General features: G+C 64.9%; 29 protein-coding genes. 18 read left to right on the top strand and 11 right to left on the bottom strand.

The genetic code is table 11. The features are described from left to right. Positions 1–18 precede the first annotated feature (18 nt). From scpB to surE, 7 genes are all read left to right on the top strand, one after another. On the top strand, positions 19–774 hold the full coding sequence (scpB, locus tag I6F16_RS33255) for an SMC-Scp complex subunit ScpB (RefSeq protein WP_036012763.1): 756 nt from the start codon (positions 19–21) through the stop codon (positions 772–774). Positions 775–939: 165 nt separating this feature from the next. Then, entirely contained in the window at positions 940–1,173 is a 234-nt protein-coding gene (locus I6F16_RS33250) for a twin-arginine translocase TatA/TatE family subunit (RefSeq protein ID WP_225112485.1), read from the top strand. Positions 1,174–1,263: 90 nt separating this feature from the next. Further along, entirely contained in the window at positions 1,264–1,758 is a 495-nt protein-coding gene (tatB, locus tag I6F16_RS33245; RefSeq protein ID WP_225112484.1) for a Sec-independent protein translocase protein TatB, read from the top strand. Continuing rightward, on the top strand, positions 1,755–2,567 hold the full coding sequence (tatC, locus tag I6F16_RS33240) for a twin-arginine translocase subunit TatC (protein ID WP_036012758.1): 813 nt from the start codon (positions 1,755–1,757) through the stop codon (positions 2,565–2,567). Before tatB ends, tatC begins: the two co-directional genes overlap by 4 nt. Before the next feature lie 218 nt (positions 2,568–2,785). Continuing rightward, positions 2,786–4,117, top strand: a complete 1,332-nt coding sequence (gene serS / locus I6F16_RS33235) for a serine--tRNA ligase (RefSeq protein WP_225112483.1) — start codon at positions 2,786–2,788, stop codon at positions 4,115–4,117. 119 nt (positions 4,118–4,236) lie between these two features. Continuing rightward, the gene (locus I6F16_RS33230) at positions 4,237–4,599 is read left to right on the top strand and encodes a hypothetical protein (RefSeq protein ID WP_109143663.1); all 363 of its coding nucleotides are present in this window, start codon (positions 4,237–4,239) and stop codon (positions 4,597–4,599) included. Between the two features lie 109 nt (positions 4,600–4,708). Beyond that, positions 4,709–5,476, top strand: a complete 768-nt coding sequence (gene surE, locus I6F16_RS33225) for a 5'/3'-nucleotidase SurE (protein ID WP_192893197.1) — start codon at positions 4,709–4,711, stop codon at positions 5,474–5,476. Between the two features lie 3 nt (positions 5,477–5,479). Here the strand turns inward: surE and I6F16_RS33220 are convergent, their stop codons facing one another. Continuing rightward, a complete protein-coding gene (locus I6F16_RS33220; RefSeq protein WP_036044248.1) occupies positions 5,480–5,851 on the bottom strand; it encodes a response regulator in 372 nt (123 codons plus the stop codon). Positions 5,852–6,080: 229 nt separating this feature from the next. On the opposite strand from I6F16_RS33220, the gene I6F16_RS33215 reads away from it, so the two are divergent. Both I6F16_RS33215 and I6F16_RS33210 read left to right on the top strand, forming a co-directional pair. Beyond that, a complete protein-coding gene (locus I6F16_RS33215; RefSeq protein WP_085969151.1) occupies positions 6,081–6,731 on the top strand; it encodes a protein-L-isoaspartate(D-aspartate) O-methyltransferase in 651 nt (216 codons plus the stop codon). Between the two features lie 109 nt (positions 6,732–6,840). Next, positions 6,841–8,226 (top strand): LysM peptidoglycan-binding domain-containing M23 family metallopeptidase, encoded by a 1,386-nt coding sequence (locus tag I6F16_RS33210; protein WP_225112482.1) that lies wholly within the window; start codon positions 6,841–6,843, stop codon positions 8,224–8,226. 176 nt (positions 8,227–8,402) lie between these two features. Here the strand turns inward: I6F16_RS33210 and I6F16_RS33205 are convergent, their stop codons facing one another. Then, complete coding sequence (locus I6F16_RS33205; protein WP_225174301.1) at positions 8,403–9,383, bottom strand: ATP-binding protein; 981 nt, start codon at positions 9,381–9,383, stop codon at positions 8,403–8,405. 182 nt (positions 9,384–9,565) lie between these two features. On the opposite strand from I6F16_RS33205, the gene yajC reads away from it, so the two are divergent. The 6 genes from yajC to I6F16_RS33175 are packed head-to-tail and all read left to right on the top strand — an operon-like array spanning position 9,566 to position 15,201. After that, positions 9,566–9,934, top strand: coding sequence for a preprotein translocase subunit YajC (yajC, locus tag I6F16_RS33200; RefSeq protein WP_036012751.1), 369 nt, complete (start codon positions 9,566–9,568; stop codon positions 9,932–9,934). A gap of 47 nt (positions 9,935–9,981) precedes the next feature. After that, positions 9,982–11,586: a protein translocase subunit SecD gene (gene secD / locus I6F16_RS33195; RefSeq protein ID WP_036012748.1), complete on the top strand. Its 1,605-nt coding sequence runs from the start codon at positions 9,982–9,984 to the stop codon at positions 11,584–11,586. A gap of 10 nt (positions 11,587–11,596) precedes the next feature. Then, positions 11,597–12,616: a protein translocase subunit SecF gene (gene secF / locus I6F16_RS33190; protein ID WP_225112481.1), complete on the top strand. Its 1,020-nt coding sequence runs from the start codon at positions 11,597–11,599 to the stop codon at positions 12,614–12,616. A gap of 60 nt (positions 12,617–12,676) precedes the next feature. Next, positions 12,677–13,060, top strand: coding sequence for an MTH938/NDUFAF3 family protein (locus I6F16_RS33185; RefSeq protein ID WP_128261560.1), 384 nt, complete (start codon positions 12,677–12,679; stop codon positions 13,058–13,060). Continuing rightward, positions 13,057–13,914: a phytoene/squalene synthase family protein gene (locus tag I6F16_RS33180; protein WP_225112480.1), complete on the top strand. Its 858-nt coding sequence runs from the start codon at positions 13,057–13,059 to the stop codon at positions 13,912–13,914. The genes I6F16_RS33185 and I6F16_RS33180 overlap by 4 nt, the downstream gene beginning before the upstream one ends. 45 nt (positions 13,915–13,959) lie before the next feature. Beyond that, a complete protein-coding gene (locus I6F16_RS33175; protein WP_225112479.1) occupies positions 13,960–15,201 on the top strand; it encodes a threonine ammonia-lyase in 1,242 nt (413 codons plus the stop codon). A gap of 7 nt (positions 15,202–15,208) precedes the next feature. On the opposite strand, the gene I6F16_RS33170 is transcribed toward I6F16_RS33175, so the two are convergent. Continuing rightward, positions 15,209–16,387 carry an aminotransferase class V-fold PLP-dependent enzyme gene (locus I6F16_RS33170; RefSeq protein ID WP_225112478.1) on the bottom strand — a complete coding sequence of 393 codons (1,179 nt, stop codon included), beginning with the start codon at positions 16,385–16,387 and terminating at the stop codon, positions 15,209–15,211. A gap of 148 nt (positions 16,388–16,535) precedes the next feature. Between I6F16_RS33170 and I6F16_RS33165 the strand changes: the two genes are divergently transcribed. Further along, positions 16,536–17,009: a VOC family protein gene (locus I6F16_RS33165; protein ID WP_225112477.1), complete on the top strand. Its 474-nt coding sequence runs from the start codon at positions 16,536–16,538 to the stop codon at positions 17,007–17,009. A 12-nt stretch (positions 17,010–17,021) separates the two neighbouring features. On the opposite strand, the gene I6F16_RS33160 is transcribed toward I6F16_RS33165, so the two are convergent. From I6F16_RS33160 to I6F16_RS33135, 6 genes are all read right to left on the bottom strand, one after another. Further along, on the bottom strand, positions 17,022–17,573 hold the full coding sequence (locus I6F16_RS33160) for a CAP domain-containing protein (protein WP_036028219.1): 552 nt from the start codon (positions 17,571–17,573) through the stop codon (positions 17,022–17,024). Between the two features lie 95 nt (positions 17,574–17,668). Continuing rightward, a complete protein-coding gene (locus I6F16_RS33155) occupies positions 17,669–18,763 on the bottom strand; it encodes a serine/threonine protein kinase (RefSeq protein ID WP_225112476.1) in 1,095 nt (364 codons plus the stop codon). Between the two features lie 7 nt (positions 18,764–18,770). Further along, positions 18,771–20,198, bottom strand: a complete 1,428-nt coding sequence (gene trmFO / locus I6F16_RS33150) for a methylenetetrahydrofolate--tRNA-(uracil(54)-C(5))-methyltransferase (FADH(2)-oxidizing) TrmFO (protein ID WP_225151703.1) — start codon at positions 20,196–20,198, stop codon at positions 18,771–18,773. 127 nt (positions 20,199–20,325) lie between these two features. Next, positions 20,326–20,478, bottom strand: coding sequence for a DUF1127 domain-containing protein (locus tag I6F16_RS33145; RefSeq protein WP_007590701.1), 153 nt, complete (start codon positions 20,476–20,478; stop codon positions 20,326–20,328). A gap of 479 nt (positions 20,479–20,957) precedes the next feature. Next, positions 20,958–21,782 carry a lytic murein transglycosylase gene (locus I6F16_RS33140; RefSeq protein ID WP_036012731.1) on the bottom strand — a complete coding sequence of 275 codons (825 nt, stop codon included), beginning with the start codon at positions 21,780–21,782 and terminating at the stop codon, positions 20,958–20,960. Positions 21,783–21,901: 119 nt separating this feature from the next. Then, complete coding sequence (locus I6F16_RS33135; protein WP_225112474.1) at positions 21,902–22,810, bottom strand: DUF2189 domain-containing protein; 909 nt, start codon at positions 22,808–22,810, stop codon at positions 21,902–21,904. 339 nt (positions 22,811–23,149) lie between these two features. Between I6F16_RS33135 and I6F16_RS33130 the strand changes: the two genes are divergently transcribed. Beyond that, positions 23,150–23,548 (top strand): DUF3597 domain-containing protein, encoded by a 399-nt coding sequence (locus tag I6F16_RS33130; RefSeq protein ID WP_036028199.1) that lies wholly within the window; start codon positions 23,150–23,152, stop codon positions 23,546–23,548. A 54-nt stretch (positions 23,549–23,602) separates the two neighbouring features. Here I6F16_RS33130 and I6F16_RS33125 read toward each other — a convergent pair whose 3' ends face one another. Beyond that, positions 23,603–23,878, bottom strand: coding sequence for a GNAT family N-acetyltransferase (locus tag I6F16_RS33125; protein ID WP_036044205.1), 276 nt, complete (start codon positions 23,876–23,878; stop codon positions 23,603–23,605). 322 nt (positions 23,879–24,200) lie between these two features. Here I6F16_RS33125 and I6F16_RS33120 point away from each other — a divergent pair, with 322 nt between their 5' ends. Then, positions 24,201–24,596 (top strand): SPW repeat protein, encoded by a 396-nt coding sequence (locus tag I6F16_RS33120; RefSeq protein ID WP_057029358.1) that lies wholly within the window; start codon positions 24,201–24,203, stop codon positions 24,594–24,596. A gap of 48 nt (positions 24,597–24,644) precedes the next feature. Here I6F16_RS33120 and I6F16_RS33115 read toward each other — a convergent pair whose 3' ends face one another. Then, the gene (locus tag I6F16_RS33115; RefSeq protein ID WP_036028195.1) at positions 24,645–24,920 is read right to left on the bottom strand and encodes a GNAT family N-acetyltransferase; all 276 of its coding nucleotides are present in this window, start codon (positions 24,918–24,920) and stop codon (positions 24,645–24,647) included. Positions 24,921–24,983: the final 63 nt, after the last annotated feature.

Below are 24,983 nucleotides of genomic sequence, written 5' to 3'. Positions count from 1 at the left end.
CAAGAAGGAGAATCTGCCATGGCAAGCCTGGCTGAAGTGCGGGTAGAAGAGGCCGAGCCGATGGAGAACGAATCCCAGGCGCGTCCCGAGGAGTTGCGGCTGCTGGAGGCGCTGCTGTTCGCCTCGAATGAACCGCTGGACACCGCGACGCTGGCCAAGCGCATGCCCGAGGGCGTCGACGTCAAGGCTGCGCTCGAGCAGTTGCAGGCCGATTATGCCTCGCGCGGCGTCAATCTCGTTCGCGTCGCCAACAAATGGACGTTCCGCACCGCGGGCGATCTGGCCTGGCTGATGACGCGGGAGAGCACCGAGACCCGCCGCCTGTCGCGGGCCGCAATCGAGGTGCTCGCGATCATCGCCTATCACCAGCCGGTGACGCGGGCCGAGATCGAGGAGATCCGCGGCGTCGTCACGTCGAAGGGCACGCTCGACGTGCTGCTGGAGACCGGCTGGATCAAGCCGCGCGGCCGGCGCAAGACGCCGGGCCGGCCCTTAACCTTCGGAACCACCGAGGAGTTCCTGTCGCAGTTCACCCTGGAACAGCTCGGCGACCTGCCGGGCCTGGAAGAGCTGAAGGGGACGGGACTGTTGGATTCGCGTCTGCCCACCGGGTTCAGCGTGCCGACGCCGTCGGATGATCCGGCCCTGCGGGAGGATGAGGATCCGCTGGAACCGGGCGATGACCTCGATCTCGCCCTTGCGCCTGCGGTCGAGCCTGAGAGCCCGCCAGAAGGCGGCAATGAGGGTGGCAGCGAAGGCGGCGCCGAGGACTGACGTACCGGCGAAATACGGGCCCCTGCGACCAGTTAACACTAGCAAGATTGCGTAGCGCCGACAGCGAATTGGCGCTGCCTTGGTCCTTGTTTTTGAGGTCTGCCAAGCCTAGGTTTCGGTGAGATCGGCCGGGTCCCCGGCCATGCGCGTTTGGAGGGTTGCAGGATGGGTTCACTCAGCATTTGGCACTGGATCTTGGTGATCGCAGTGGTCCTGCTGCTGTTCGGCCGCGGCAAGATTTCGGATCTGATGGGCGACGTGGCTCAGGGCATCAAGGCGTTCAAGAAGGGCATGCAGGACGACGACAAGGCTGCCGAGAAGCCCGAGCCGACGAAGTCGATCGAGCACAATGCTGCGCCGACCGCGACACGGTCCGACGTCGGCAGCAAGGCCGTCTGAGCCGGAAGAAGCACGCGAGACGCGGGTAGCGGCCCGATCCTGCGCGCAAGGGATTGGGCCGGCTCCGGCTTCGCGTGAACGGAAGACCTCATGTTCGACATCGGGTGGAGTGAACTGGTCCTCATCGGGGTCGTGGCCCTGATCGCCATCGGCCCGAAAGAGCTGCCGGGCGTGCTGCGCATGGTCGGGCAGTGGATGGGCAAGGCGCGCAAGATGGCGGCCGAATTCCAGGGCCAGTTCCAGGAGGCGATGCGTGAGGCCGAGATGGCCGACCTCAAGAAAAGCTTCGACGAGGTCAAGGAAGCCGCCACGGGTTTCAATCCGATGAGCTCGCTCCAGAAGGACGTGAGCGACGCGCTTCGCATCGATGCGCTGGACAAGCCGGCCGAGACGCCGGCCGCTACTGCCATCGATCCGCCCGTCACGCCCACGACACCGGAGACCCCGACGCCGTCGACCTTCATGGAAGCCGAAGCGCATGCGGCCGCGAACGAGCCGCTCGCGATCACCCGTGAGGTCGAACAGGCAGAGGTTGCGCAGGACACCGCGCCATCCGAAGCGATCAAGGACGCCAAAGCGTCATGACCGACGCCGATATCGAGGCCAGCAAAGCCCCGCTGATGGACCATTTGATCGAGCTGCGCTCGCGGCTGATCAAGGCGCTGCTCGGCTTTGGCCTGGCCTTCATCTTCTGCTTCTTCTTCGCCAAGCAGATCTACAACGTGCTTGTCTGGCCGTTCGTGTGGATTGCGGGGCCGGAGAACTCGAAATTCATCTACACGGCGCTGCTCGAATATTTCATTACCCAGCTCAAGCTGGCGCTGTTCGGCGCCGGCTTTATCTCGTTCCCGATCGTGGCGACGCAGATCTACAAGTTCGTCGCGCCCGGGCTCTACAAGCACGAGAAGCAGGCGTTCCTGCCGTATCTGGTCGCGACGCCGTTCTTCTTCGTCCTGGGCGCGGCGCTGGTCTATTTCGTCGTGCTGCCGATGCTGGTGCGCTTCTCGCTCGGCATGCAGCAGACCGGCGGCGACGAGACCGCGCAGATCCAGCTGCTGCCCAAGGTCGGCGAATATCTGTCGCTGATGATGTCGCTGATCTTCGCCTTCGGCATCGCCTTCCAGCTGCCGGTGATCCTGACGCTGCTCGGGCGGATCGGCATCGTCAGCTCGACGATGTTGCGCGAGAAGCGCCGCTACTTCATCGTCATGGCCTTCGTGATCGCAGCCGTGCTGACGCCGCCCGACGTGCTCAGCCAGTGCTCCCTCGCGTTTCCGCTAATGGCGCTCTACGAGGGCTCGATCCTCGCGGTGGCGATGGTGGAGAGGAAAGCGGCCGCCGCACAGGCTGCCACCGGCACTGACGTGTCGACGCCGGCCAATCCGGCGGAGTAGGGCGACCAAGCCCACCGGTGTCATTCCCCGCCTTGTGCGCAATTGCGCACTGGAGCGGGGAATCCAGTACGCCGCGGCCCCTCGGGGAAACACTGACGTCTCTGGAATACTGGATCGCCCGCTTTCACGGGCGATGACAGAATGCTAGGGGAAAGCGCGCCAATGTAAGTTGTCGGCATAAACGTTGACTATTTACGCGCTGATCCGGGACCACAGCCATGCACGACATCAAAGCGATCCGCGACAATCCGCAAGCCTTCGACGCCGGCCTCGCACGGCGCGGTTTGAAGCCGATGTCGGCCTTGCTGCTCGCGATCGACGAGAAGCGGCGTGCGGCGATCCTGGCCTCCGAGCAGGCGCAGGCGCGGCGCAATGCAGCTTCGAAGGAAATCGGCGATGCCAAGAAGGCCAAGGACGAGCCGCGTGCGGCCAAGCTGATGGCCGAGGTCGCCGAGCTCAAGACCACGATGCCCGAGCTCGAAGCGGCGGCAAAAGCCGCTGACGATGAGCTGACCAAAGAGCTGGCCGCGATCCCGAACATTCCGTTCGAGGACGTGCCCGACGGTCTCGACGAGCACGGCAACGTGCAGCATCACGTGTTCGGCAACAAGCGCAACTATGGCTTTGCGCCGAAGCTGCATGACGATCTCGGCACCGCGCTCGGCTACATGGATTTCGAAGCGGCGGCAAAACTCTCCGGCGCGCGTTTCGTCGTGCTGAAAAAGGGGCTGGCGCGGCTCGAGCGTGCCATCGGCCAGTTCATGCTCGATCTGCACACCACCGAGCACGGCTACACCGAGATCAATCCGCCGCTCTTGGTGCGCAACGAGGTGATGTTCGGCACCGGGCAATTGCCGAAATTCGAGGACGATCAGTTCTGGGCGATCAAGGGCGAGCTGCTCGCCTCGCCGGACCATGAGCGGCTGAAGACCGAGCGCCTCGGTCTGATCCCCACCGCCGAAGTGTCGCTCACCAATCTCGCCCGCGAATCCATCCTCGATGAGAAGCAATTGCCGATGCGGCTGACCGCGCTGACGCCATGCTTCCGCGCCGAGGCGGGTGCGGCGGGGCGCGACACTCGCGGCATGATCCGCCAGCACCAGTTCACCAAGGTCGAACTGGTCTCGATCACGACGCCGGAAGTGAGCAAGGACGAGCTGGAGCGGATGCTGTCCTGCGCCGAACAGGTGCTGCAGAAGCTCGACCTGCATTACCGTGTGATGACGCTCTGCGCAGGAGATATGGGCTTCTCGGCGCAAAAAACCTATGACATCGAGGTCTGGATGCCCGGGCAGGGCGAGGGCGGGGCGTTCCGCGAGATCTCGAGCTGCTCGGTCTGCGGCGACTTCCAGGCACGGCGCATGGATGCGCGCTCGCGCGGGCCCGACGGCAAGCCGCGCTTCGTGCACACGCTGAACGGCTCCGGCACCGCAGTCGGCCGCGCGCTGATCGCCGTGATGGAAACCTATCAGCAGGAGGACGGCTCGATCGCGGTCCCGGACGTGCTCCAGCCCTATATGGGCGGGCTGAAGGTGATCGCGCGCGACTAAAGGGTTTTCCCGCGAAGTGGGCAGCGGTTCGCGTCCGAAAACGCGGCATGACGAGAATCGCGTTGCGAAGATCGGGCGGCCGGCTATCCTGCCGGCCCGTCCACGCGAACCCTCCGTTCATGGCCTTGCACCGCGACATCTTCTGGGTCGGAAGACAATGGGCGGTGACGGGGGCCGGGATCCAGGCCATCGATCAGCGCCTGCGCGGCGTTCTCGACATCGGGATCGCGCGGCTCTGGGACGATGATCTCGTGCAGAGCCGGCGGGCCAAGCCCGGCGTCAATGCTGCGGATTTCGACAAGGCGTTGAGCGTGGCACGCGAACGCTTTCCGCAGGAGCCGACGTCCGACCCGTTCGTGGCACAGCTGAAGGCGCTCGGCGTCATCGAGACTTCCGTCGTGAACCCGGTCGTGCCGGCGATGCAATTGCGTGCAGAAGGCCGGCTTGCGCGCTTCCTGCCGCAATGGCGCGTTCGCCGCTAGCGGGACCAACCAAGGGAACCGGCCGCCGGACCGCAATCGTCCGGTTTGCCTGATCGGCGCTGGCCGGATAAGACGGCTCAGACCCGCTTTCAGGAATCGAACCTTCCGCATGCGCATTCTCTGCACCAATGACGACGGCATCCACGCTCCCGGCCTCAAGGTCGTGGAGGAGATTGCGCGCGCTTTGACCGATGATGTCTGGGTGGTGGCGCCCGAGCTCGACCAGTCCGGCGTGTCGCACTCGCTGTCGCTGAACGATCCCTTGCGTCTGCGCGAGGTCGGCCCACGGCACTTCGCCGTGCGCGGCACGCCGACCGACTGCGTCATCATGGGAGCGCGCCATATCCTGGGAGCCAAGCTGCCCGATGTCGTGCTGTCCGGCGTCAATAAGGGCCGCAACGTCGCCGAGGACGTGGTCTATTCCGGCACCATTGCCGGCGCATTGGAAGGCACCATCCTGGGGTTGCCGTCATTCGCATTGTCGCAGGAGTTCAGCGTCGAGACCCGCGAACGGCCGCCGTGGGACACGGCCCGCAAATTCGGGCCCGATATCCTGCGCAAGGTGATCGCCGCCGGCGTTCCGAAGGACACCGTCATCAACATCAACTTCCCATCCTGCGCGCCGGAGGATGTGCTTGGCATCCGCGTCACGCGGCAAGGCAAGCGCAATCTCGGCTTCCTCAGGATCGACGAGCGCCGGGACGGCCGCGGTAATCCTTATTTCTGGATCGGCTTCGAGCGGACCGCGATGCTCGACACGCCCGCCGACGGCACCGATCTGGCGGCGCTGCGCGAGCGCTACGTCTCGGTCACCCCGCTCAGGCTCGACCGCACTGACGAGGCGTTTTCGGAGCAGCTTGGCCTCACCCTGAAATAAGGGTTAGCTGCCGCGAAGCGCGGCCTCGATGGTCTTGCCGAGCGCGTCGAGCTGAAACGGCTTCTGGAGCGCCGGCCGGTCGCGATATTGCTCGGGCAGGCCGGAGGAGCCGTAGCCGGTGGCGAAGATGAACGGGCAGCCCTTGGCCATGATGACATCGGCGACCGGCGAGATGACCTTGCCGTTGACGTTGACGTCGAGAATGGCGAGATCGAACTCGGTGGATTGCGCAAGCCGCATGGCCTCATTGATGTCGCCCGCTTCGGCGGCAACCTTGTAGCCAAGCTCCTCCAGCATGTCTGCGACCATCATTCTGATCATGACCTCGTCCTCGACGAGGAAAACAGAGCGGCCCGAAAGCCCTGTCGCAGTCATGGTTGAGTCCTTGCCCATTCTCGTAAACGTTCGCAGATAACGATAGGCGACGCAATGCGCGTTTCGGCGAACGCAAACCTCGCAAATGGCTTAGCGCTCTGAAGGCCTTGTTGTGGTCAAATGCTGTGCCGAAAGGATATCATGAGTTCCTGAGCCGGAACAAGATTCTCGTCTCGGGTTCTTGCGGTGCAGTACGGCGATCCGCCAGACGAGACGAGCGATAGCAGCAATGACGTCCCACCAGCACCCGCCGGAAAAGATGATGTTTCAGCTCACGCTGAGGCGTCGGGGCATCAGCGATCAGGCCGTGCTGCGGACCATGGAAGAGGTGCCGCGCGAGCTTTTCGTCGACGAGGCCGATCGCGAGGGCGCCTATCGTGACAGCGCGCTGCCGATCGCGTGCGGGCAGACCATCAGCCAGCCCTTCGTCGTCGCCTACATGACCGAGCAGCTCCAGCTCCAGAAGCAGCACCGGGTGCTCGAAATCGGCACCGGCTCCGGCTACCAGGCCGCCGTGCTGTCGCGGCTCGCCGGCCAGGTCCTGACCGTCGAGCGCTATCGCAAGCTCGCCGACACGGCACGCGCCCGGCTTGAGAAGCTCGATTGTCACAATGTCGAGGTGATGCTCGGTGACGGTCTCAATCTGCCTCCCAACATCGGCCCGTTCGATCGCATCATCGTCACCGCGGCGATGGAGCAGATACCGGAGAACCTGGTCGAGCGGCTTGAGGTCGGGGGCATCCTGATTGCCCCGGTCGGCCCGCATCAGGGCGTGCAGACGCTGACCCGCCTGGCCCGCAGCGAAACCGGAATCGAGCGCAAGGAACTCGTCGAGGTCCGCTTCGTGCCGGCACTGCCCGGGGTGGCGCGGGAGCTGTAGAATCCCGGATCGGCAGTGCCGCCAACATCTTATTGTGAGGGTTAAGCCGTTATTTACTCGCCGCGTGTTTACTTAAAACACCAGTTCTGTTGCGTACGAGTGAGTAACCATGTCCGCTGTCGCCGAGTTGCTTTACTCGCGCCGCGTGCCGCAGGTCGCGGTGCTGGCGCTGATCTCCTTCAGCTTTGCAGGGTGCAGCGCCGACATGTCGTCGCGGCTGTCCCAGACTAACTTCTCCAATCCTTTCGCCTCCGAGCAGACCGGTTCGGTGCAGCAGCCGCCGCCGCCGCAGCGTGAGTTGCCGCAATATGCGCGGCCGCAGACGCAGCCCGGTTACTACCAGTCGCAGGCTTTGCCTCCGCCCGCGGTATCTGCCCCGCAGTCCTATCCCGTTGCCTCCGGGGGCGGGGTGTCCGGCGGCGGACGCGGCGTCAGCTCATATGCGCCCCCGGCACAACCGCACCTGGAGACCACGGCGACCGTCCCGCCGCGGTCGGTCGCGGCCGCCCAGCCGGCCGGCGGAACCAAGATCATCGTCGGGACCAGCGACACGCTCGACGTGCTCGCCAAGCGCTATCGCGTCACGCCGCAGGCGATCCTTGCCGCCAACGGCTACAAGGGTCCGCGGGCGCTCTCGCCCGGCCAGCAGTTGATCATTCCGTCTCCTGCGACCGCAGCTGCACCGGCGGCCGCGATGGCTCCGGTCGCGGCAGCGCCTGCGGCGAAGCCGGTTGCTGCCGTCGCGGCACCGCCGAGCACGCACTTCGTCAACCGTGGCGACACGCTCGCCAGCATCGCGCGCAAGAACCGCATCTCGGCGGCAGAGCTCGCCCGTGCCAACGGCATGGATCCGTCGGCAAAGCTGAAGCTCGGCACCAAGCTGACCGTGCCCGGCGCCAAGACCGCCGCCGTCGCGGCGCCGGTTGCTGCGGCTCCGGTCGCGGCTGCACCGGTGGCCGGAACGCTCCAGCCTGTTGCGGCAGCTCCGGCACCCGCGACCAAGATGGCCACTGCCGCCGCGCCCGTGCAGAGCGCGCGGCTCGCCCAGGCCACGAGCAATGTGGAAGAGAAGGCTGCCGAGACGCCGGCGAAGGCTGCGGAGGCCACCGGCGCGCTGCCGACCTTCCGCTGGCCCGTCCGCGGCAAGGTGGTCACGAGCTACGGTGCCAAGACCAATGGCAAGTCCAATGACGGCATCAATCTGGCGGTGCCCGAGGGGACGCCGGTCAAGGCGGCCGAAGATGGCGTCGTCGCCTATTCCGGCAACGAGCTGAAGGGTTACGGCAATCTGGTTCTGGTTCGGCACTCCAACGGCTACGTCACCGCATATGCCCATGCGAGTGAGCTGTTGGTGAAGCGCGGCGATACCATCAAGCGCGGCCAGGTCATTGCCAAGTCGGGTCAATCCGGGGAGGTGGCGTCGCCGCAGCTCCACTTCGAGATCCGCAAGGGATCGAGCCCGGTTGACCCGCTTCAATTCCTCAACGGGGCGTGAGACTTACGTAGCCTCCGCACGAACGGTGTCGTCGCCCGGCTCGACCGGGTGACCCAGTACGCCGCGGCCTCTCGATTGACAACAACCGTCTCTGGAATACTGCATCGCCCGCTCCAGTGCGCAAGTGCGCACAAGGCGGGCGATGACAGTTGAATTCGGGGTAACAGCTCGCGCTACTACGCCGTCAGCTTCACACCCAGCCGTCCCGCCAGCTCCTGCACGAACTGCCAGGCGACGCGGCCCGAGCGCGAGCCGCGCGTCGTCGACCATTCCAGCGCCTCGCGCTCGAGCGTCTCGTCGTCGACCCTGATCCCGAAATGGCTGCAATAGCCGCGCACCATGGCGAGATATTCGTCCTGGCTGCAGCGGTGGAAGCCGAGCCAGAGGCCGAAGCGATCCGACAGCGAGACCTTCTCCTCCACCGCTTCGCCCGGATTGATCGCGGTCGAGCGCTCGTTCTCGATCATCTCGCGCGCCAGCAGATGGCGCCGGTTGGAGGTGGCGTAGAGGATGACGTTCTCGGGCCGGCCCTCGATGCCGCCTTCGAGGACCGCCTTGAGCGACTTGTAGGAGGCATCATTGCCGTCGAAGGAGAGGTCGTCGCAGAACACGATGAAACGGAAGGAGGAGGCCCGCAGCTGCTCCATCAGGGCCGGCAGGCTCTCGATGTCCTCACGGTGGATCTCGATCAGCTTGAGCTTGTCGGCCGGTTTGCGCTCCGCGTTGATGCTGGCATGCGCCGCCTTCACCAGTGACGACTTGCCCATGCCGCGTGCGCCCCAGAGCAGGGCGTTGTTGGCGGGCAGGCCGTTGGCGAAGCGCTCGGTGTTCTCCATCAGGATGTCGCGCATCCGGTCGACGCCCTTGAGCAGGAACAGCTCGACGCGGCTCACGCGCGGCACCGCCGAGAGGCGTCCGTCGGGATGCCAGACGTAGGCGTCCGCCTGCTTGAACGACTCGGCCTCGACCGCCGGCTTGCCCTGCGCGGAGAGGTGCGCCGCAATGGTCTCCAGGGCGCGGACGATGCGCTCCTGCGGGAGGTCCGGGCCTGCCTTGGTGACCGCCGCCGTGGGGCGTTTTGCCGCGAGGCGGGTGGGCTTGTTGGCAGGGGTGCGGGGGCCTTTGCCGGCCGGGCTTTTGCTATGGTTTTTGGGCATGTCCGAAGTTCCTGAGAACGCAGCCTTATCGGGCCTGACGGGCCGCCGCAAGGTGGCCCAAAAGGGCAGTCTGGCAGCGTTGCAATTGGGGCAATGGCCGCTATAGTCCGCGCGAATTTGACCGAACCGGTCGCCTTTGAGGGCCTGACCGGCTTTCCCCCGTTTTCACGAGGATCGTCCGAATGCTGATTACCCCTGCGTATGCCCAGGCCGCGGCCGCTGGCGACACCAACAGCATGTTGATGTCGCTGCTGCCGTTCGCCCTGATCTTCGTGATCATGTACTTCCTGATTCTGCGCCCGCAGCAGAAGAAGGTCCGCGACCACGCCGAGCTCGTGAAGAATATCCGCCGCGGCGACACCATCGTGACCTCGGGAGGTCTCGTCGGCAAGGTCACCAAGGTGGTCGACGACGACCAGATCGAGTTCGAGATTTCCGACGGCGTGCGCGTGCGGCAGATGCGCCAGATGATCTCGGGCGTGCGCGCCAAGGGCGAGCCGGCCAAGGAAAGCGCAAAAGAGAGCGCCAAGGACGACACCGCGGCGAAGTGAGAGCTTCACCGCGAGTCTCAAGTCTCCTGATCTGACAGGTCCAGTCGATGTTGTATTTCACGCGGTGGAAGGCGCTGGGGATTATCCTGACGGCGCTGATCGTGTGCCTCTGCGCGGTCCCCAACTTCTTCCCCGAGGCGCAAGTCAAGAGCTGGCCCGCCTGGGCGCAGCGCCGCATCGTGCTCGGCCTCGACCTCCAGGGCGGCTCCTATCTGCTGCTCGAGGTCGACGCTGCCTATGTGAAGAAGGAGCGGCTCGACCAGGTCCGCGACGACGTTCGCCGGACCCTGCGCGACGCCAAGATCGGATTCACCGGCGGCGTCACCGTGCGCAACGATGCCGTCGAGGTTCGCATCACCAAGGAGACCGATGCGCAGCCGGCGCTTGCCAAGTTGCGCGAGCTGTCCCAGCCCTTGGGCGGCCTGATGGGATCCAGCGGTCAGCGCGACCTCGAGGTGACTGATGCCGGCGGCGGGGTGATCCGCCTGAGCGTCCCGCAGGCTGCGGTGCTCGATCGCCTGCGCAAGACCATCGAGCAGTCGATCCAGATCGTCGAACGCCGCGTCAACGAGCTCGGCACCGTCGAGCCCGTCATCCAGCGCCAGGGCAACGACCGCATCCTGGTGCAGGTCCCCGGTCTTCAGGACCCGACCCGCCTGAAGGAACTGCTGGGCAGGACCGCGAAGATGGAATTCCGCATGGTCGACACCTCCGTGCCGCCGGATCAGGCGCAAGCGGGCAGGGTGCCGCCGGAATCCGAACTGCTGATGAGCGCCTCGCCTCCGCCGACGCCCTACGTGGTCAAGAAGCAGGTGCTGGTCGCCGGCGGCGACCTGACCGATGCGCAGGCGACCTTTGACCAGCGCACGGGTGAGCCGGTCGTCAGCTTCAAGTTCAACACCTCGGGCGCGCGCAAATTCTCGCAGGCCACGCAGGAGAACGTGGGGCTGCCGTTCGCGATCGTGCTGGACAATAAGGTGATCTCGGCGCCCGTCATCCGCGAGCCCATTACCGGCGGCCAAGGCCAGATCTCCGGCAACTTCACCGTGCAATCGGCCAACGATCTGGCCATCCTGTTGCGCGCCGGCGCATTGCCGGCACCGCTCACGGTGGTCGAGGAGCGCACCGTGGGTCCAGGACTCGGCCAGGACTCGATCGAGAAGGGCCAGCTGGCGGCCTATGTCGGCTCGATCCTTGTCATCATCTTCATGCTGCTGACCTACCGGCTGTTCGGAGTGTTCGCCAACATCGCGGTGGCCATCAACGTCGCCATGATCTTCGGCTTATTGTCGCTGCTCAACGCCACGCTGACGCTGCCCGGCATCGCCGGCATCGTGCTCACCGTCGGCATCGCGGTCGACTCCAACGTGCTGATCTACGAACGCATCCGCGAGGAATTGCGCGGCGGCCGCAATGCGATCTCGGCGATCGACGCCGGATTCAAGCGGGCGCTCGCCACCATCCTCGATTCCAACATCACCACCTTCATTGCTGCCGCGGTGCTGTTCTACATCGGCACCGGTCCGGTGCGCGGCTTTGCCGTGACGCTCGGCATCGGCATCATCACCACGGTGTTCACCGCCTTCACCCTGACCCGGCTGATCGTCGCCTGGTGGGTGCGGTGGAAGCGGCCGCAGAGCGTGCCGATCTAGGAGCCTGATCGTGACTCACACCGTTCTCATCGGGCTCGGCGTCCTCATTGCCATCCTCACCGTGGTCTCGGCCCTCGGCCTGCTGCCGTCGCTGCGCATCGTCCCCGACGATACGCATTTCGACTTCACGCGTTTCCGTCGCATCAGCTTTCCGATCTCGGCGGCGCTGTCGATCCTCGCTATCGTATTGTTCTTCACCCACGGCCTGAATTTCGGCATCGATTTTCGCGGCGGCACGCTGCTGGAGGTTAAGGCAAAATCGGGCGCCGCCGACATCGCGGCGATGCGCACGACGCTCGATTCCTTGCGTCTCGGCGAAGTGCAGTTGCAGCAGTTCGGCGGGCCAGAGAACGTCCTGATCCGCGTCGCGGAGCAGCCGGGTGGGGACACCGCCCAGCAGGAAGCCGTGCAGAAGGTCCGCGCCGCGCTCGGCGATTCCGTCGAATATCGCCGTGTCGAGGTGGTCGGCCCGCGCGTCTCTGGCGAATTGCTGGCCTTCGGCATGCTCGGCCTGATGCTCGCGATTCTCGGGATCCTGATCTACCTCTGGTTCCGGTTCGAATGGCAGTTCGCGCTGGGCGCCATGATCGCCAACGTGCACGACATCGTGCTGACGATCGGCTTCATGTCGATCAGCCAGGTCGATTTCGATCTGACCAGCATCGCCGCGCTTCTGACGATTCTCGGCTACTCGCTCAACGACACCGTCGTCATCTACGACCGCATCCGGGAAATGCTGCGTCGCTACAAGAAGATGCCGATGCCGCAGCTGCTCAATGAATCCATCAACTCGACGCTGTCGCGCTCGATCATCACCCACGTCACGGTGACGCTCGCGCTGCTCGCGCTGCTCTTGTTCGGCGGCCATGCTATCCACAGCTTCACCGCGGTAATGATGTTCGGCGTGGTGCTGGTCGGCACCTACACCTCGATCTTCATTGCAGCGCCGATCCTGATCTATCTCGGCGTCGGCGAGCACCGCGAAGACGCGCCCGATACGGCGACGCCGGCGAAGAAAAGCAAGGCATGATCCGAACCTCATGCCCTTGCACGCGTTTGCGAGGGCAGTAAGCCCATTCGGACGAAGCTCATGGCCGGCGATCCCAACGCTCCGCATTTTCCGCGCTCGGCGCCGATCGATGCCTACGGCAAGGGCGGCTTCGCCTTTGCCGGCATGTCGCATCGGGGCTCGCTGCTCTGTCTGCCCGACGCGATCTGGGCCTGGGACGTGATCGATCCCGCGAAGATCGACCGCTACTCGCTGGATCGGGTGTTCACGGCGGCCAACAGCATCGACACGCTCCTGGTCGGCACTGGAACGGGGCTGTGGCTCCCGCCGCCGGAGCTGCGTCAGGCGCTCAAGGCGGTGAGGGTGGTGCTGGACACGATGCAGACCGGCCCGGCCGTGCGTACCTACAACATCATGATCGGCGAACGGCGGCGGGTTGCCGCCGCGCTGATCGCCGTGCCATGAGCAACCCGCCATCCGACTCCGCCGCGTTCTGCGCCGATCTCGTGCGCAGCCACGACTTTCCCCGCTACGCCGCGACCCTGTTTGCGCCGGCCGCCGAGCGCCGCGCGTTACTGGCGATCTATGCCTTCAACGTCGAGATCGTTCGCATCCGCGACCAGGTGAGCCAGCCCTTGCCCGGCGAGATCCGCCTGCAATGGTGGACCGACATGCTGTCGGGCCACGTCCATGGCAGCGCCGAAGGCAATCCGGTGGCGGCCGAGCTGCTTCGCGCGATTCGCGATTTCGACCTGCCGGTCGAGTCGCTGTCGCTGCTTGCCGAGGAGCATCAGTTCGATCTCTACAACGACCCGATGCCGACCATGGCCGCGCTGGAAGGTTACCTCGCGGCGACCTCATCGGCGCTGTTCGCCCTGGCAGCGCACGTGTTGGGACCGCCTTCGGAGGCGGCCGAGCATGTCGCCCGCCATGCCGGGCTGGCGCAGGGTATCGTGCAGGTCATAGCCAATTTGCCGCGCGATGCCGCGCACCGGCAATTGTTCGTGCCGCAGCAGGTGCTGGAGAAGCACGATTGCAGCATGGAAGATGTCTTCGCCGGCAAGGAAACACCCAATCTCCATGCGGTGCTTGAGCAACTCGCGGGTGAAGCCCGGCAGCATATGACCGCGGCTTCATCGCTGCTGGCGCAGTTGGCGCCGCCGTTGCGGCCGGCGTTTCTGCCGCTGCGCCAGGCGCAGGCCGATCTTGAGCGCCTGTCGCGCCCGGGACGCAATCCGTTTAGGTTGCAGCCGACCTCGCGGTTGCGCACGCTCTGGACGCTGTGGCGCGCCTCGCGATCGCGTGAATTTACCAAATAGACGCCGGCTTATCGCCTGGCCCGCCCAAATGCTCTATGCTGTCCTATGGCTGACATGTCCCAAAGCTCGTTCGATCTCAGCGGCCTTCCGGTCGCACCGGAAGACATTCAGGCCGCCGCCAAGACCATACAAGGCGCCGTCGTCGAGACGCCTTGTAGCCATAGCCGGACGCTGAGCAGCATCTGCGGCTGCGACATCTGGCTCAAATTCGAGAACCTGCAGTTCACCTCCTCGTTCAAGGAGCGCGGCGCGCTCAACCGGCTTACCGCTCTGACGGCGGAGGAGCGCGCGCGGGGCGTGATCGCGATGTCCGCGGGCAACCACGCGCAAGGCGTTGCCTACCACGCCAAGCGGCTCGGCATTCCCGCCACCATCGTGATGCCGATCGGCACGCCCATGGTGAAGATCGAGAACACCCGGCATCACGGCGCCGAGGTGGTGGTCACGGGCGCGACGCTGGAGGAGGCGGCCGCCTTTGCGCGCAGCCACGGTGAAGCGCACGGCATGGTCTTCGTCCATCCTTACGACGATCCGCTCGTCATCGCCGGGCAGGGCACGATCGGGCTGGAAATGCTGAAGGCGGTCCCGGAGCTCGACACGCTGGTCGTCCCGATCGGCGGCGGCGGTTTGATCAGCGGGATTGCCATTGCCGCGAAGTCGATCAAGCCGTCGCTCAGGATACTGGGCGTCGAGGCCTGGCTCTATCCCTCGATGTACAACGCCATTCACGACGGCAATCTGCCGGCGCGCGGCGATACGCTCGCCGAGGGCATCGCGGTGAAATCACCGGGCAAGATCACCACCGAAATCGTTCGGCGCCTCGTCGACGATATTGCGCTCGTCAACGAAGCCGAGCTTGAGCGCGCAGTCGCGACCCTGATCTCGATCGAGAAGACCGTCGTCGAGGGCGCCGGCGCCGCCGGCCTCGCCGCGCTGATGTCCGATCCGTCCCGCTTTGCCGGCGAGAAGGTCGGCCTCGTGCTGAGCGGAGGCAATATCGACACGCGGCTGATCGCCTCCGTGCTCACCCGCGAGCTCGCGCGCGAGGGGCGGCTGACGCAATTGTCGCTCGATATCCCCGACAGGCCGGGGCAGCTCGCCGCGGTAGCGGCACTGCTGGCCGAAGCGGGTGCGAATATCATCGAGGTCTCACACCAGCGGACCTTCTCCGACCTGCCGGCCAAGGCGACGCTGCTGCAGCTTGTCATCGAGACCCGCGATGCCGCCCATCTCAACGAGGTGATGGCCAGGCTCAGCGCATCCGGACTGAGCGCGCGCTGCACCTGAGCACGCGCTAACGTGACGCCAAATCCGCGACGTGGTCGATCAGCCGGTCGATCTCGGCTTGGGTGTTGTAGTAGTGGGGGGAAGCTCGGACGAGCGGCGGCAGCTCGCGGTTCTGGGCATCGATGCGGGTACTCGACGGGTCTGAAGCGCCGATTGTGATGCCCGCCGCCGCGGCGCTGCTGACAATGGCCTCCGCTTCATATCCATCCAAAGTGAAGCTGACGATGGCGCCAGGCTTGCGGCCAAGGTCGTGAATAGTGATGCCGCGAATGGAAGCGAGGCCGCTGCGAAGGCGGCCCGCGAGCAGCCGGCAGCGCTCCTCGATGGCATCCATGCCGATGTCGAGCGCATAATCGACGGCAGCGCCGAGCCCAAGCCGGGCGGCGTAATTATTCTCCCATGTCTCGAAGCGGCGGGCATCGTCGCGGAGCCGATATTCATCGCGCGAGACCCAGGGCGCTGCAAAATGGTCGATCATCGGTGGCTCGAGCTGCTGCAGGAGCGCCCCGCGCACATAGAGAAAGCCGGTACCACGCGGTCCCCGCAGGAATTTGCGTCCCGTGGCCGACAGCATGTCGCAGCCGATGGCCTCGACGTCGACCTCCATCTGGCCGACCGCCTGGCAGGCATCGAGCAGATAGGGGATGCCGTGTGCTCGCGCAATTCTGCCGATGGCCGCTGCGGGATTGGTCAGCCCGCCATTGGTCGGAACCCAGGTGATGGCGATCAGCTTCACGCGTTCGTCGATCATACGTTCGAGTGCGCCGACGTCGAACTCGCCCGTCGCATCGCTCGGCACCACATCGATGACCGCGCCTGTGCGTTTGGCGGCCTGAAGAAACGCAACATAGTTGGCGGCGTACTCCGCTTCGGCCGTCAGGATCCGGTCGCCCTCTCGAAATGAAAGCGAATAGAACGCCATCTGCCAGGCAACCGTCGCGTTCTCCACCAGGGCGATTTCATCCGGCGATGCGTTCAGGAGCCGGGCCACTGAGCCGTAAACGGCTTCGAGCCGATCTGACGCGCGATCGGCTGCGGCATAGCCGCCGATCTCGCTCTCGAGATCGATATGTCCCTTCATCGCCGCGACGACGGGCGCGGGCATGAGAGCCGCACCGGCATTGTGGAGATACGCGAGCCGGGAGGCAGCAGGCGTGTCGGCACGAATCTGGTTGATGTCGATCACGTCAGAGCCTCCATCTTCAGGTTCCTCGTAGACACAATGACGCACGCGAGCAAGCTCGGGCAAACGACTGTTCCAGCTGGAGCATGCAGATCGGGATGCCTATGCTGATCGGAAGCGCAATCTGGCACGGAATCACAGGGAATACCCAATGGCAAAGAACACGATCTGCCTCTGGTACGACAAGGATGCTGAAGCCGCGGCCCGCTTCTATGCCGAGACGTTTCCCGACAGCGCGGTGAGTGCGGTCCATCGCGCGCCCAGCGACTATCCGTCCGGCAAGGCAGGCGATGTCCTGACCGTCGAGTTCACGGTAGCCGGCGTTGCCTGTCTCGGTCTCAATGGCGGACCCGTCTTCAAGCACAACGAGGCCTTCTCGTTCCAGATCGCCACCGACGATCAGGCGGAGACCGATCGCTACTGGAACGTCATCGTCGGCAATGGCGGGCAGGAGAGTGCGTGCGGCTGGTGCAAGGACAGATGGGGAGTCTCCTGGCAGATCACGCCGCGGGTGCTGACCGAGGCGCTGGCCGCCGGTGGCACGGAGGCCAAGCGCGCCTTCGATGCGATGATGGGGATGACGAAGATCGACGTCGCCGCGATCGAAGCCGCGCGCCGCGGCTGAGACGGTCGCGCCTCAGATGCAGAGGCCGAGCAGCTTGACGTGACAGTTGCCGGACTTCGGCTTGCTCGCGGGCGGTACCTCGCGCTTCACCGCGACGACGGGCTCCTTGTCCTTTTTCTTGCCTTTGCCCTTCTCGTAGTCGCCGGCGATGACCATGGCCCAATAGGTGCGCTTGCCACTCGCATTCTTGGCGCTGGCAATGCCGACGCGGGAGGCATTGTGCAGCAACAGGTTCTTGCGGTGCCCGGAGGAGTCGATCCACTGGCCCAGCGTCTTGTCGAAACTGTCGTAGCCGTAGGCGATGTTCTCTGCGGCGCGGCCCGCGCCGGCCGGTGCGACGCGGCGATTGAATGGGCCGAGTGTGTCGTGGCTGAGGTCGTCCTTCGCCGCCATCGCGCGGGCCTGATCCATGGCGATGCGATCGAGGGTGGCGTCGCGCACGACGCGGGCCTCACCATGCTTGAGACGGAAGCTGGAGATCAGCTCCGCCGGTGAGTCGGCCAGCGCAGGCGCCCCTGCCAGCAGCACAAGGCCGGCGATCGTTCCGCCAACCATACGATGCATCATCGTCCCCCGAGCGCCCATGATCTCTGCCAACCCTTCCTGATCCAAGCGCTTCTCGATCGCCATTGTGGAGGCTTCAAGGCGCAGATTCCGCGCTAGCTCGTCGGGAGCTTCGCCTCGAAATTGAAGCGGTCGCGCAGGTTCTTGCGCTGCTCCAGGATATCCTTGAGGAAGGCGCGATCCTGCTCGTTCTTCATCATCGGCTCGATCAGGTCGAGCTGGTTCATGGCGACCAGTTGCAGGACCTCGATGCGTGGCTTGCCGCTGGCGTTGCGTGGCAGGGCGTGCACGACCTGGATGTGCTCGGGCGGCTTCGGTCCCTTGGAGGCGGCAAGCTCGCTGCGGAGCTGGCCCTCGAGCGCGGCCTGATCGGCTTCGACGAAGGCGTAAAGCCCGACACCGGAGCGACGGTCGGCAAAGGCGACGATGGCGGCGTCGCGCACGGCGGGATTCCGGCGGATCAGCTCGGCCAGCACCGGCGCGTCGTTGACGAGCCGACGGCCGCCGCCCTCGCGATCGGTGAAGTTGAACAGGCCGCGGGTGATGGCGCGATAGACCTTCTTGCCGGTGGCGAGCCATAGGCTCGCGGCGAACGACTTCCTCGCCAGGATCTTTCGCTCTCGCGGCGTCAGCGCCTCGGGCGCGTAGGAGCGCTTGTGCTTGAGCAGATGCCGGAGGTCCTCATAGGCGAGGATGCGATAGAGCCGGCCGCGGCGCTCAAAGCACGCGGCGAGCTGGAAGTCGGTCACATAGGCGCGGCCGTCGCGACCGACCAGCCAGTTCTGCTCCTTGGCAAGATCGTTGTGGCAGATGCCGGCGCGGCGCAGCCGGCGCAGTGCGGCCTTGGCGGAGCGGAAATAGGCGAGATCGCCATGGGGCTTTGCCAGATGCAGCGCGACGCCGTCGACGAAGCCGCGCACCAGGGCGCGGCGCCCGGCCCACAGCAACTCGGGGCCGACGTCGAGGCCTTTGGCGCGTACCAGGGCCCGCTTCTCGCGGGCGAACAGGTGGCGTGCCAGCAGGAACGACCACCATGGCACCTCGTCGAGCCGGCGCAGCACCGCGTCGATCTCGCCGCTTTCGCTGCGGAAACGGCCGCGCTCGACGGTCGAGAACACGTCGCGCTTGAGCAGCACGCCTTCGGTCCAGCGCGCCGACAGCTCTGCGGCGTCGTCTTTGGGCAAGCTCATTGCAAACTCACGCGGCGGCGGCAATGCGCAGGTGATCGGCGATCCAGCGATCGAGATCGGCGAGCGCCCGTGCGCTCAGCGCCTGCTTCTTGGCCACCGTCTTCTCGTTGCCGCGCAGCCTCGTGCCGTCGGGCTTCTTCGTTGGCAAGCTCGCGAGCGGCGGGAACAGGCCGAAATTGATGTTCATCGGCTGGAACGAGCGCGTGCCCGGCTCGATGGTCTCGATATGGCCGCCGGTGATGTGACCGAGCAGCGATCCCAGTGCGGTCGTAGCCGGCGGGCTGACAAGCGTCTCGCCGCGCGCTTCCGCGGCTGCATAGAGACCCGCGATCAAGCCGACGCTGGCGGACTCCACATAGCCTTCGCAGCCCGTCATCTGGCCGGCGAAGCGCAGCCGCGTCTGTGCGCGCAGCCGCAGCTGGCCATCGAGCAGCTTCGGCGAGTTCAGGAAGGTGTTGCGATGCAGGCCGCCGAGGCGGGCGAATTCGGCGTTCTCCAACCCCGGAATGGTGCGGAAGATGCGCTGCTGCTCGCCATACTTCAGCTTGGTCTGGAAGCCGACGATGTTGTAGAGCGTGCCGAGCTTGTTGTCCTGGCGCAGTTGCACGATCGCGTACGGTTTCGTGGTGGGATCGTGCGGGTTGGTGAGGCCGACCGGCTTCATGGGACCATGGCGCAGCGTCTCGGGGCCACGTTCAGCCATCACCTCGATCGGCAGGCAGCCGTCGAAATAGGGCGTGTTGGTCTCCCATTCCTTGAACTCGGTCTTCTCGCCGGCGATCAGCGCGGCGACGAAGCCCTCATACTGCTCCTTGGTCATGGGGCAGTTTATGTAGTCGGCACCGTTGCCGCCGGGGCCAACCTTGTCGTAGCGCGATTGGAACCAGGCCACCGACATGTCGATGGACTCGCGGTGCACGATCGGCGCGATGGCGTCGAAGAAGGCGAGGGCGTTCTCGTCGGTCAGTTCGCGGATGGCGTCGGCCAGCGGCGCGGAGGTGAGAGGGCCGGTGGCGACGATGACGTTGCTCCACGCGGCCGGCGGAAGGCCCGCGATCTCGCCGCGCGCGATCTCGATCAGGGGATGATCGTTCAGCGCCTTGGTGACGGCCGCCGAGAAGCCGTCGCGATCGACCGCGAGTGCGCCGCCGGCGGGCACCTGGTTGGCGTCGGCCGCGCGCATGATCAGCGAGCCGAGGCGGCGCATCTCCGCATGCAGCAGGCCGACGGCGTTGTTGGCGGCGTCATCCGAGCGGAACGAGTTGGAGCAGACGAGCTCGGCAAGTCCGTCGGTGCGGTGCGCGTCGGTCATGCGGGTCGGCCGCATCTCGTGCAGCACCACGGGCACGCCGGACTTCGCAATCTGCCAGGCAGCTTCCGAACCGGCGAGGCCGGCACCGATCACGTGGACGAGGTTGGATTGGGGTCCTGTCATGGGGCGGACAGGTAGCGCTTTTCGGCGGAGAGTGGAATCGCCGAGATCGAGTTTTCTGCCACCAGATGCGACAACGCCCGCACGAGGCGGGCGCTATCGGTCCGTTCTAGTGAAGGGCTGAAGGATATCAGCCCTGATACTGACCGGCGGCAACGCGCGGGATGTCCGAGCGATCGAGGCCGATATCGGCCAATTCGCGATCGCTGAGCTGGGACAGCTCGGCAACATTGCGCTGATAGTCCCGGAAGGCCTGGATCATGCGGATGAGCGAGAGCAGCATTGGTAGTCTCCTGTAGTTCGATTCAGCCTTTGCTTGAGGCCTCATCGTTGAAATGAATATAGGTGAGAGTGGTGCAGTGCGAAAGTTCCGATGTTGCGATGCAGCTAAGCGCTGTGCGCATGGCGTACGTAACGGATGATTAACCGGAAGGCCCTCCCGCCCAGAGCTTGGCCAAGGTCGTCCGGTGTCGGCGATAAGTACTCGTAAAATAACGGGCTTATGTCACAGATTGATATGGGTCATCGCGGAAATAGGTTGCCTATAAGCGGCCAGCAAGTTCAACCCAGCAGCTTATAGACTCAAGTCATGCCTGCCTGATTCGCATAGGACGCGACGCCATTATATGAATATGGATTCACTTTAAGATCCATTGAATACCGAAAATGCGCCCATGAGCGATGCGCTGGCGCCGCTACAGGCTAGGCCCGCTTGCCGGGGTTCGGCAGCGGCGATTCGGCGCGCTTCGGCTGGGCTGAGATCTAAGGGGCGCGTGCGAGCTGTGCGGCAAAATAGGCCACGGTCTTGGAGTAGACCTCGCTCTTGTTCCACTGCTTGAGCACCTCAAAGTTCGGGCTGCCCGGCTGCCAGTCCTTGCCCTTCTGCCAGCCATAGCCGACCAGATAATTGGCCGTGGAGGCGAGCACGTCGGGCACGTTATGCAGAAGATCGCGCTTGCCGTTGCCGTCGAAGTCGATGGCATATTTCATCCAGGATGACGGCATGAACTGGGTCTGGCCGAGCTCGCCGGCCCAGGCGCCTTTCATGTCGGCAGGCGCAAGATCGCCGCGCTGGACGATGCGCAACGCATCCAACAGCTCGGCGCGAAACTGCTCGGAGCGACGGCAATCGTAAGCGAGCGTTGCAAGCGAGCGGATCGTTGCAAACTTGCCGGTGTTGACGCCGAAATCGGTCTCCAGGCCCCAGATCGCGACCAGGACTTCGCCCGGCACGCCGTAAGCCTGCTCGATGCGCGACAGCACCGAGCCGTATTGCTTCATCCTGTTGGAGCCGCGCTCCAAGCGTGGCGGCACCATGCGGCCGGAGAACTCCTCGAAGCTCTGGGTGAAGACCTTTTGCGAGCGGTCGCGGTTGAGCACGCTCTGATCCAGTGTGACGCCGGCAAGCCCGGCAGTGATGGTCTGCTGCGAGATGCCCTTCGCCGCAGCGTCGGTTTTGAAATCAGCCAGCCAAGCGTCGAAATTGCCCGAGTCGCAGGCAACCGCGGCGGGCGCTGGCTGGACTGAGAGAAGGGACGCGGAGACGGCCAAGGCTGCGAGAGCAAGACGAGAAATCGTCGGAGTCATCAGATGAAATGGATTTCCGTGAATTGACCTGACCGGCAGCATAATCTCGGCTGTAACCGCGGCCAAAGCAAGGCGCGCGGCCCTGTCCGAACCGGCCAGGGCCGCACGTCACGAGATTGTCAGACGTCAGTCCGATTCCGCCACGGGAAAAGGTTGGCCGGGAAGTCGGCGGCCGGCTTGCGCGCCCGATGCGGCGGAGGGGGGACCGGACGTGCGCCCGGATCGGACGCGATCACCTTGCGGTAAAGGTGCCACGTGGCGTGCCCGAGCAGCGGGACCACAACGGCGAGGCCGAGGAAGGCCGGGATCGTGCCAAGCGCGAGCAGCACCGCCACGATCAGGCCCCAGGCCGCCATCGGCACCGGGTTTTTCGCGACCACGCGCAACGAGGTGCTCATCGCCTCGAACGCACCGGCATGGCGGTCCAGCATCAAGGGGAACGACACGGCACTGAGACAGAGCGCGGCGAGCGCGAACAGGAATCCGGTGCCGCAGCCAACCACGATCAGCCACCAGCCTTGCTGCGTCGTCAGCACGCGCATCATGAAGTCCGAGAATCCGGTGACGCCCTCGTAGCCGAACGCCGCGATATAGATCGCCTGCGCGGTCGCCACCCAGGTGACGAACAGGGCGAGCAGCAACGTACCGAGGCCGAGCATCGCGCCGAACGACGGCGATCGCAGCACCTCCATGGCATCCCAGGCGCTGGCCGGTTCATAGCGCTCGCGCCGGCTGGAAAGCTCGTAGAGCCCGAGCGCAGCGAAGGGCCCGATCAGCGCGAAGCCCGCGGCGAGCGGAAACAGCAGCGGCAGCACCGAATAGCCCATCACCACACGGGCGAGCACGAGGCCGAGCACCGGGTAGATCACGCAGAGGATGATGGCGTGGCTCGGAACGGCCTTGAAATCCTCCCAGCCGCGCCTGAGCGCGTCGTGCAGATCGGACAATTGTATGGTTCGGATCACCGGTCCAGCCTCATCCGTGGGCTGGGCCATCGTGGGGACATTGCCCTGGTAGAGTGTGGCCATGGTCGCTAGCTCCCTTGCCAAGCGGCTGCATCCGGCGCCGGCAAACGGCGCAAGCGGCCGCCCATTCTCTTGAAATCCCACGATCCCGACCAGACGCGAATTCCGGATGGCATCGCGAGCTGAACGGCAAGCATACTCCCAAGTCCGAGTCCTGTCCCTCACGCTTGGGTGAAATTTCGATGCCGCGACGCAATCAATGCGGCGTCATTCTGTCGTCATTTCGCCGCAGATAAGCTGATGCTGCTGTCCGTTCGCGCAACTTCGCGGGCGCGGCGCACCAACTTCGTCTATAAGTGCCACGCAAGGCCCTTCCAACGGATTCCTTTTCGGGGAGCAGACATGAGCATTTTCGGGAAAATCATCAGCGCGATCTTCGGCGGCCAGCCGGCCTCCGCTGCGCCGGCCGGTGGCGCCGCTTCGCCGGGCGCCCCCGCAGGGTCGGCAAGTCCTTCGGCGCCGGCCGCCGCACCCATGGCTGCGGTCGACGTGGCGGCGATCGTCGACAAGGCGGCCGCCGCGCACAAGGGCGAGAAGCTGGAATGGCGTACCTCCATCGTCGACCTCATGAAGGCGCTCGACATCGATTCCAGCCTCGCTGCGCGCAAGGATCTCGCCAAGGAGCTGGGCTACAGCGGCGACATGAACGACTCGGCGAGCATGAACGTCTGGCTGCACAAGCAGGTGATGTCCAAGCTCGCCGCTAATGGCGGCAAGCTGCCGCCGGAGATCAAGCACTGACCGGATCTGGGGTAGTGCCTCAGGGGCCCGCGATCGCCGCGGGCCCTTTTGCATTCAGGCGACCAGATCCGCATCCTCCGGATGCCGATCGAGATAGTCGACGACGAAGCCGCAGCCGGCGATCACCTTCTTGCCGTCGCGCCGGATCAGGTCGAGCGCGCCCTTGACCAACTCGGAGCCGATGCCGCGCCCGCGCAACGCGCGCGGCGTCTCGGTGTGGGTGATGATTACGGCCGACGGCGTCAGCCGGTAATTGGCGAAGGCGATGTCGTCGCCGACATCGAGCTCGAAGCGGCTCCTGTCCTTGTTGTCGCGTACCGAAGCCGCCATGCGGGGTCCCTCCGAACTGCAGGTGCCTCCTGATCTAGGAGGCTGACACGGCCCTTGCCAAGGTGGGACCAGGGGAGATTGGCGCAGATGAGATCATCTGCAAATGCGCGCCGCCCTGACCGCACTGCGGTATGGCCATGGCGCCCGGCGAGCATGGTCCCGCGGCTCCGCAAATAATTCCCGATACCGCTCTTGCAAGCCGGAGTTCGGTTCCCACGTCCTAGAAAGGACATACGCCCGAATGCGGCCGGCAGGGTCGCCAGATATTCGGAGTGTCATGATCGCCAGCCGCAGACGTATGCCTCTTTTGCAGGAGGGTACGATGTCGGACTCTGGTTTCTTGAATACTCATCGAACATGGGAAGACTGGTGTGGGATGCTGCTGGGTGCGGTGATCGTGGCCTCGCCGTGGTTCCCGATCCAGGATCAGGCGATCTCCGGTCACCAGACGGCCATCCTGAACACGGTCGCGATCGGTCTCGTCGTATTTGGCATCAGCCAGCTCGAATATGTCGCCTTGCAGCGCTGGCAGGAGGTGATGACGATCCTGGCCGGACTGTGGCTCATCGCCTCGCCATACGTGATCGGCTATTCCGGTGAGGGATTTCTCCGCATCTATCACACGACCCTCGGTGCGGTGGTGGTGCTGCTCGGCATTCTCCAGCTATGGCAGGACTGGGATATGAATGACCAGGACTTGCTCAAGCACGGACAATAGACCGTAAGTACGGCAGGCCCGCCGGCCACGAGCGGCGGGCCTGGGCACTCACCGTGTCACGAGATCCGCATAGTCCGGGTGCTTGTCGATCCACGCCTTCACGAACGGGCATTGCGGGATCAGCTTCAATCCGTCGGCGCGGACCTGGTCGAGCGCGCCTTGCACCAGCTTCGAGCCAATGCCCTTGCCGCCAAGCTCCTTCGGCACGTCGGTGTGCTCGAAGGTGATGACACCGCCGTCGAGCCGGTAGTGCTCGGTCGCAAGATGACCCTCCACGTCGAGCTCATAGCGGTGATGGGCCTTGTTGTTGATGACGTCGCTCATATCATTGCCTTGCAGCTGCCGGCCTCGCGCACGAGATCGTAACGCACGGTCCGGCCGGGGTTT

Source organism: Bradyrhizobium sp. IC4060, from assembly GCF_020193715.1.
GTDB classification, from domain to species: Bacteria; Pseudomonadota; Alphaproteobacteria; order Rhizobiales; family Xanthobacteraceae; genus Bradyrhizobium; species Bradyrhizobium yuanmingense.
The sequence above is the reverse complement of the archived record's forward strand: the minus strand, read 5'-3'. Positions and strand labels throughout refer to the sequence as shown.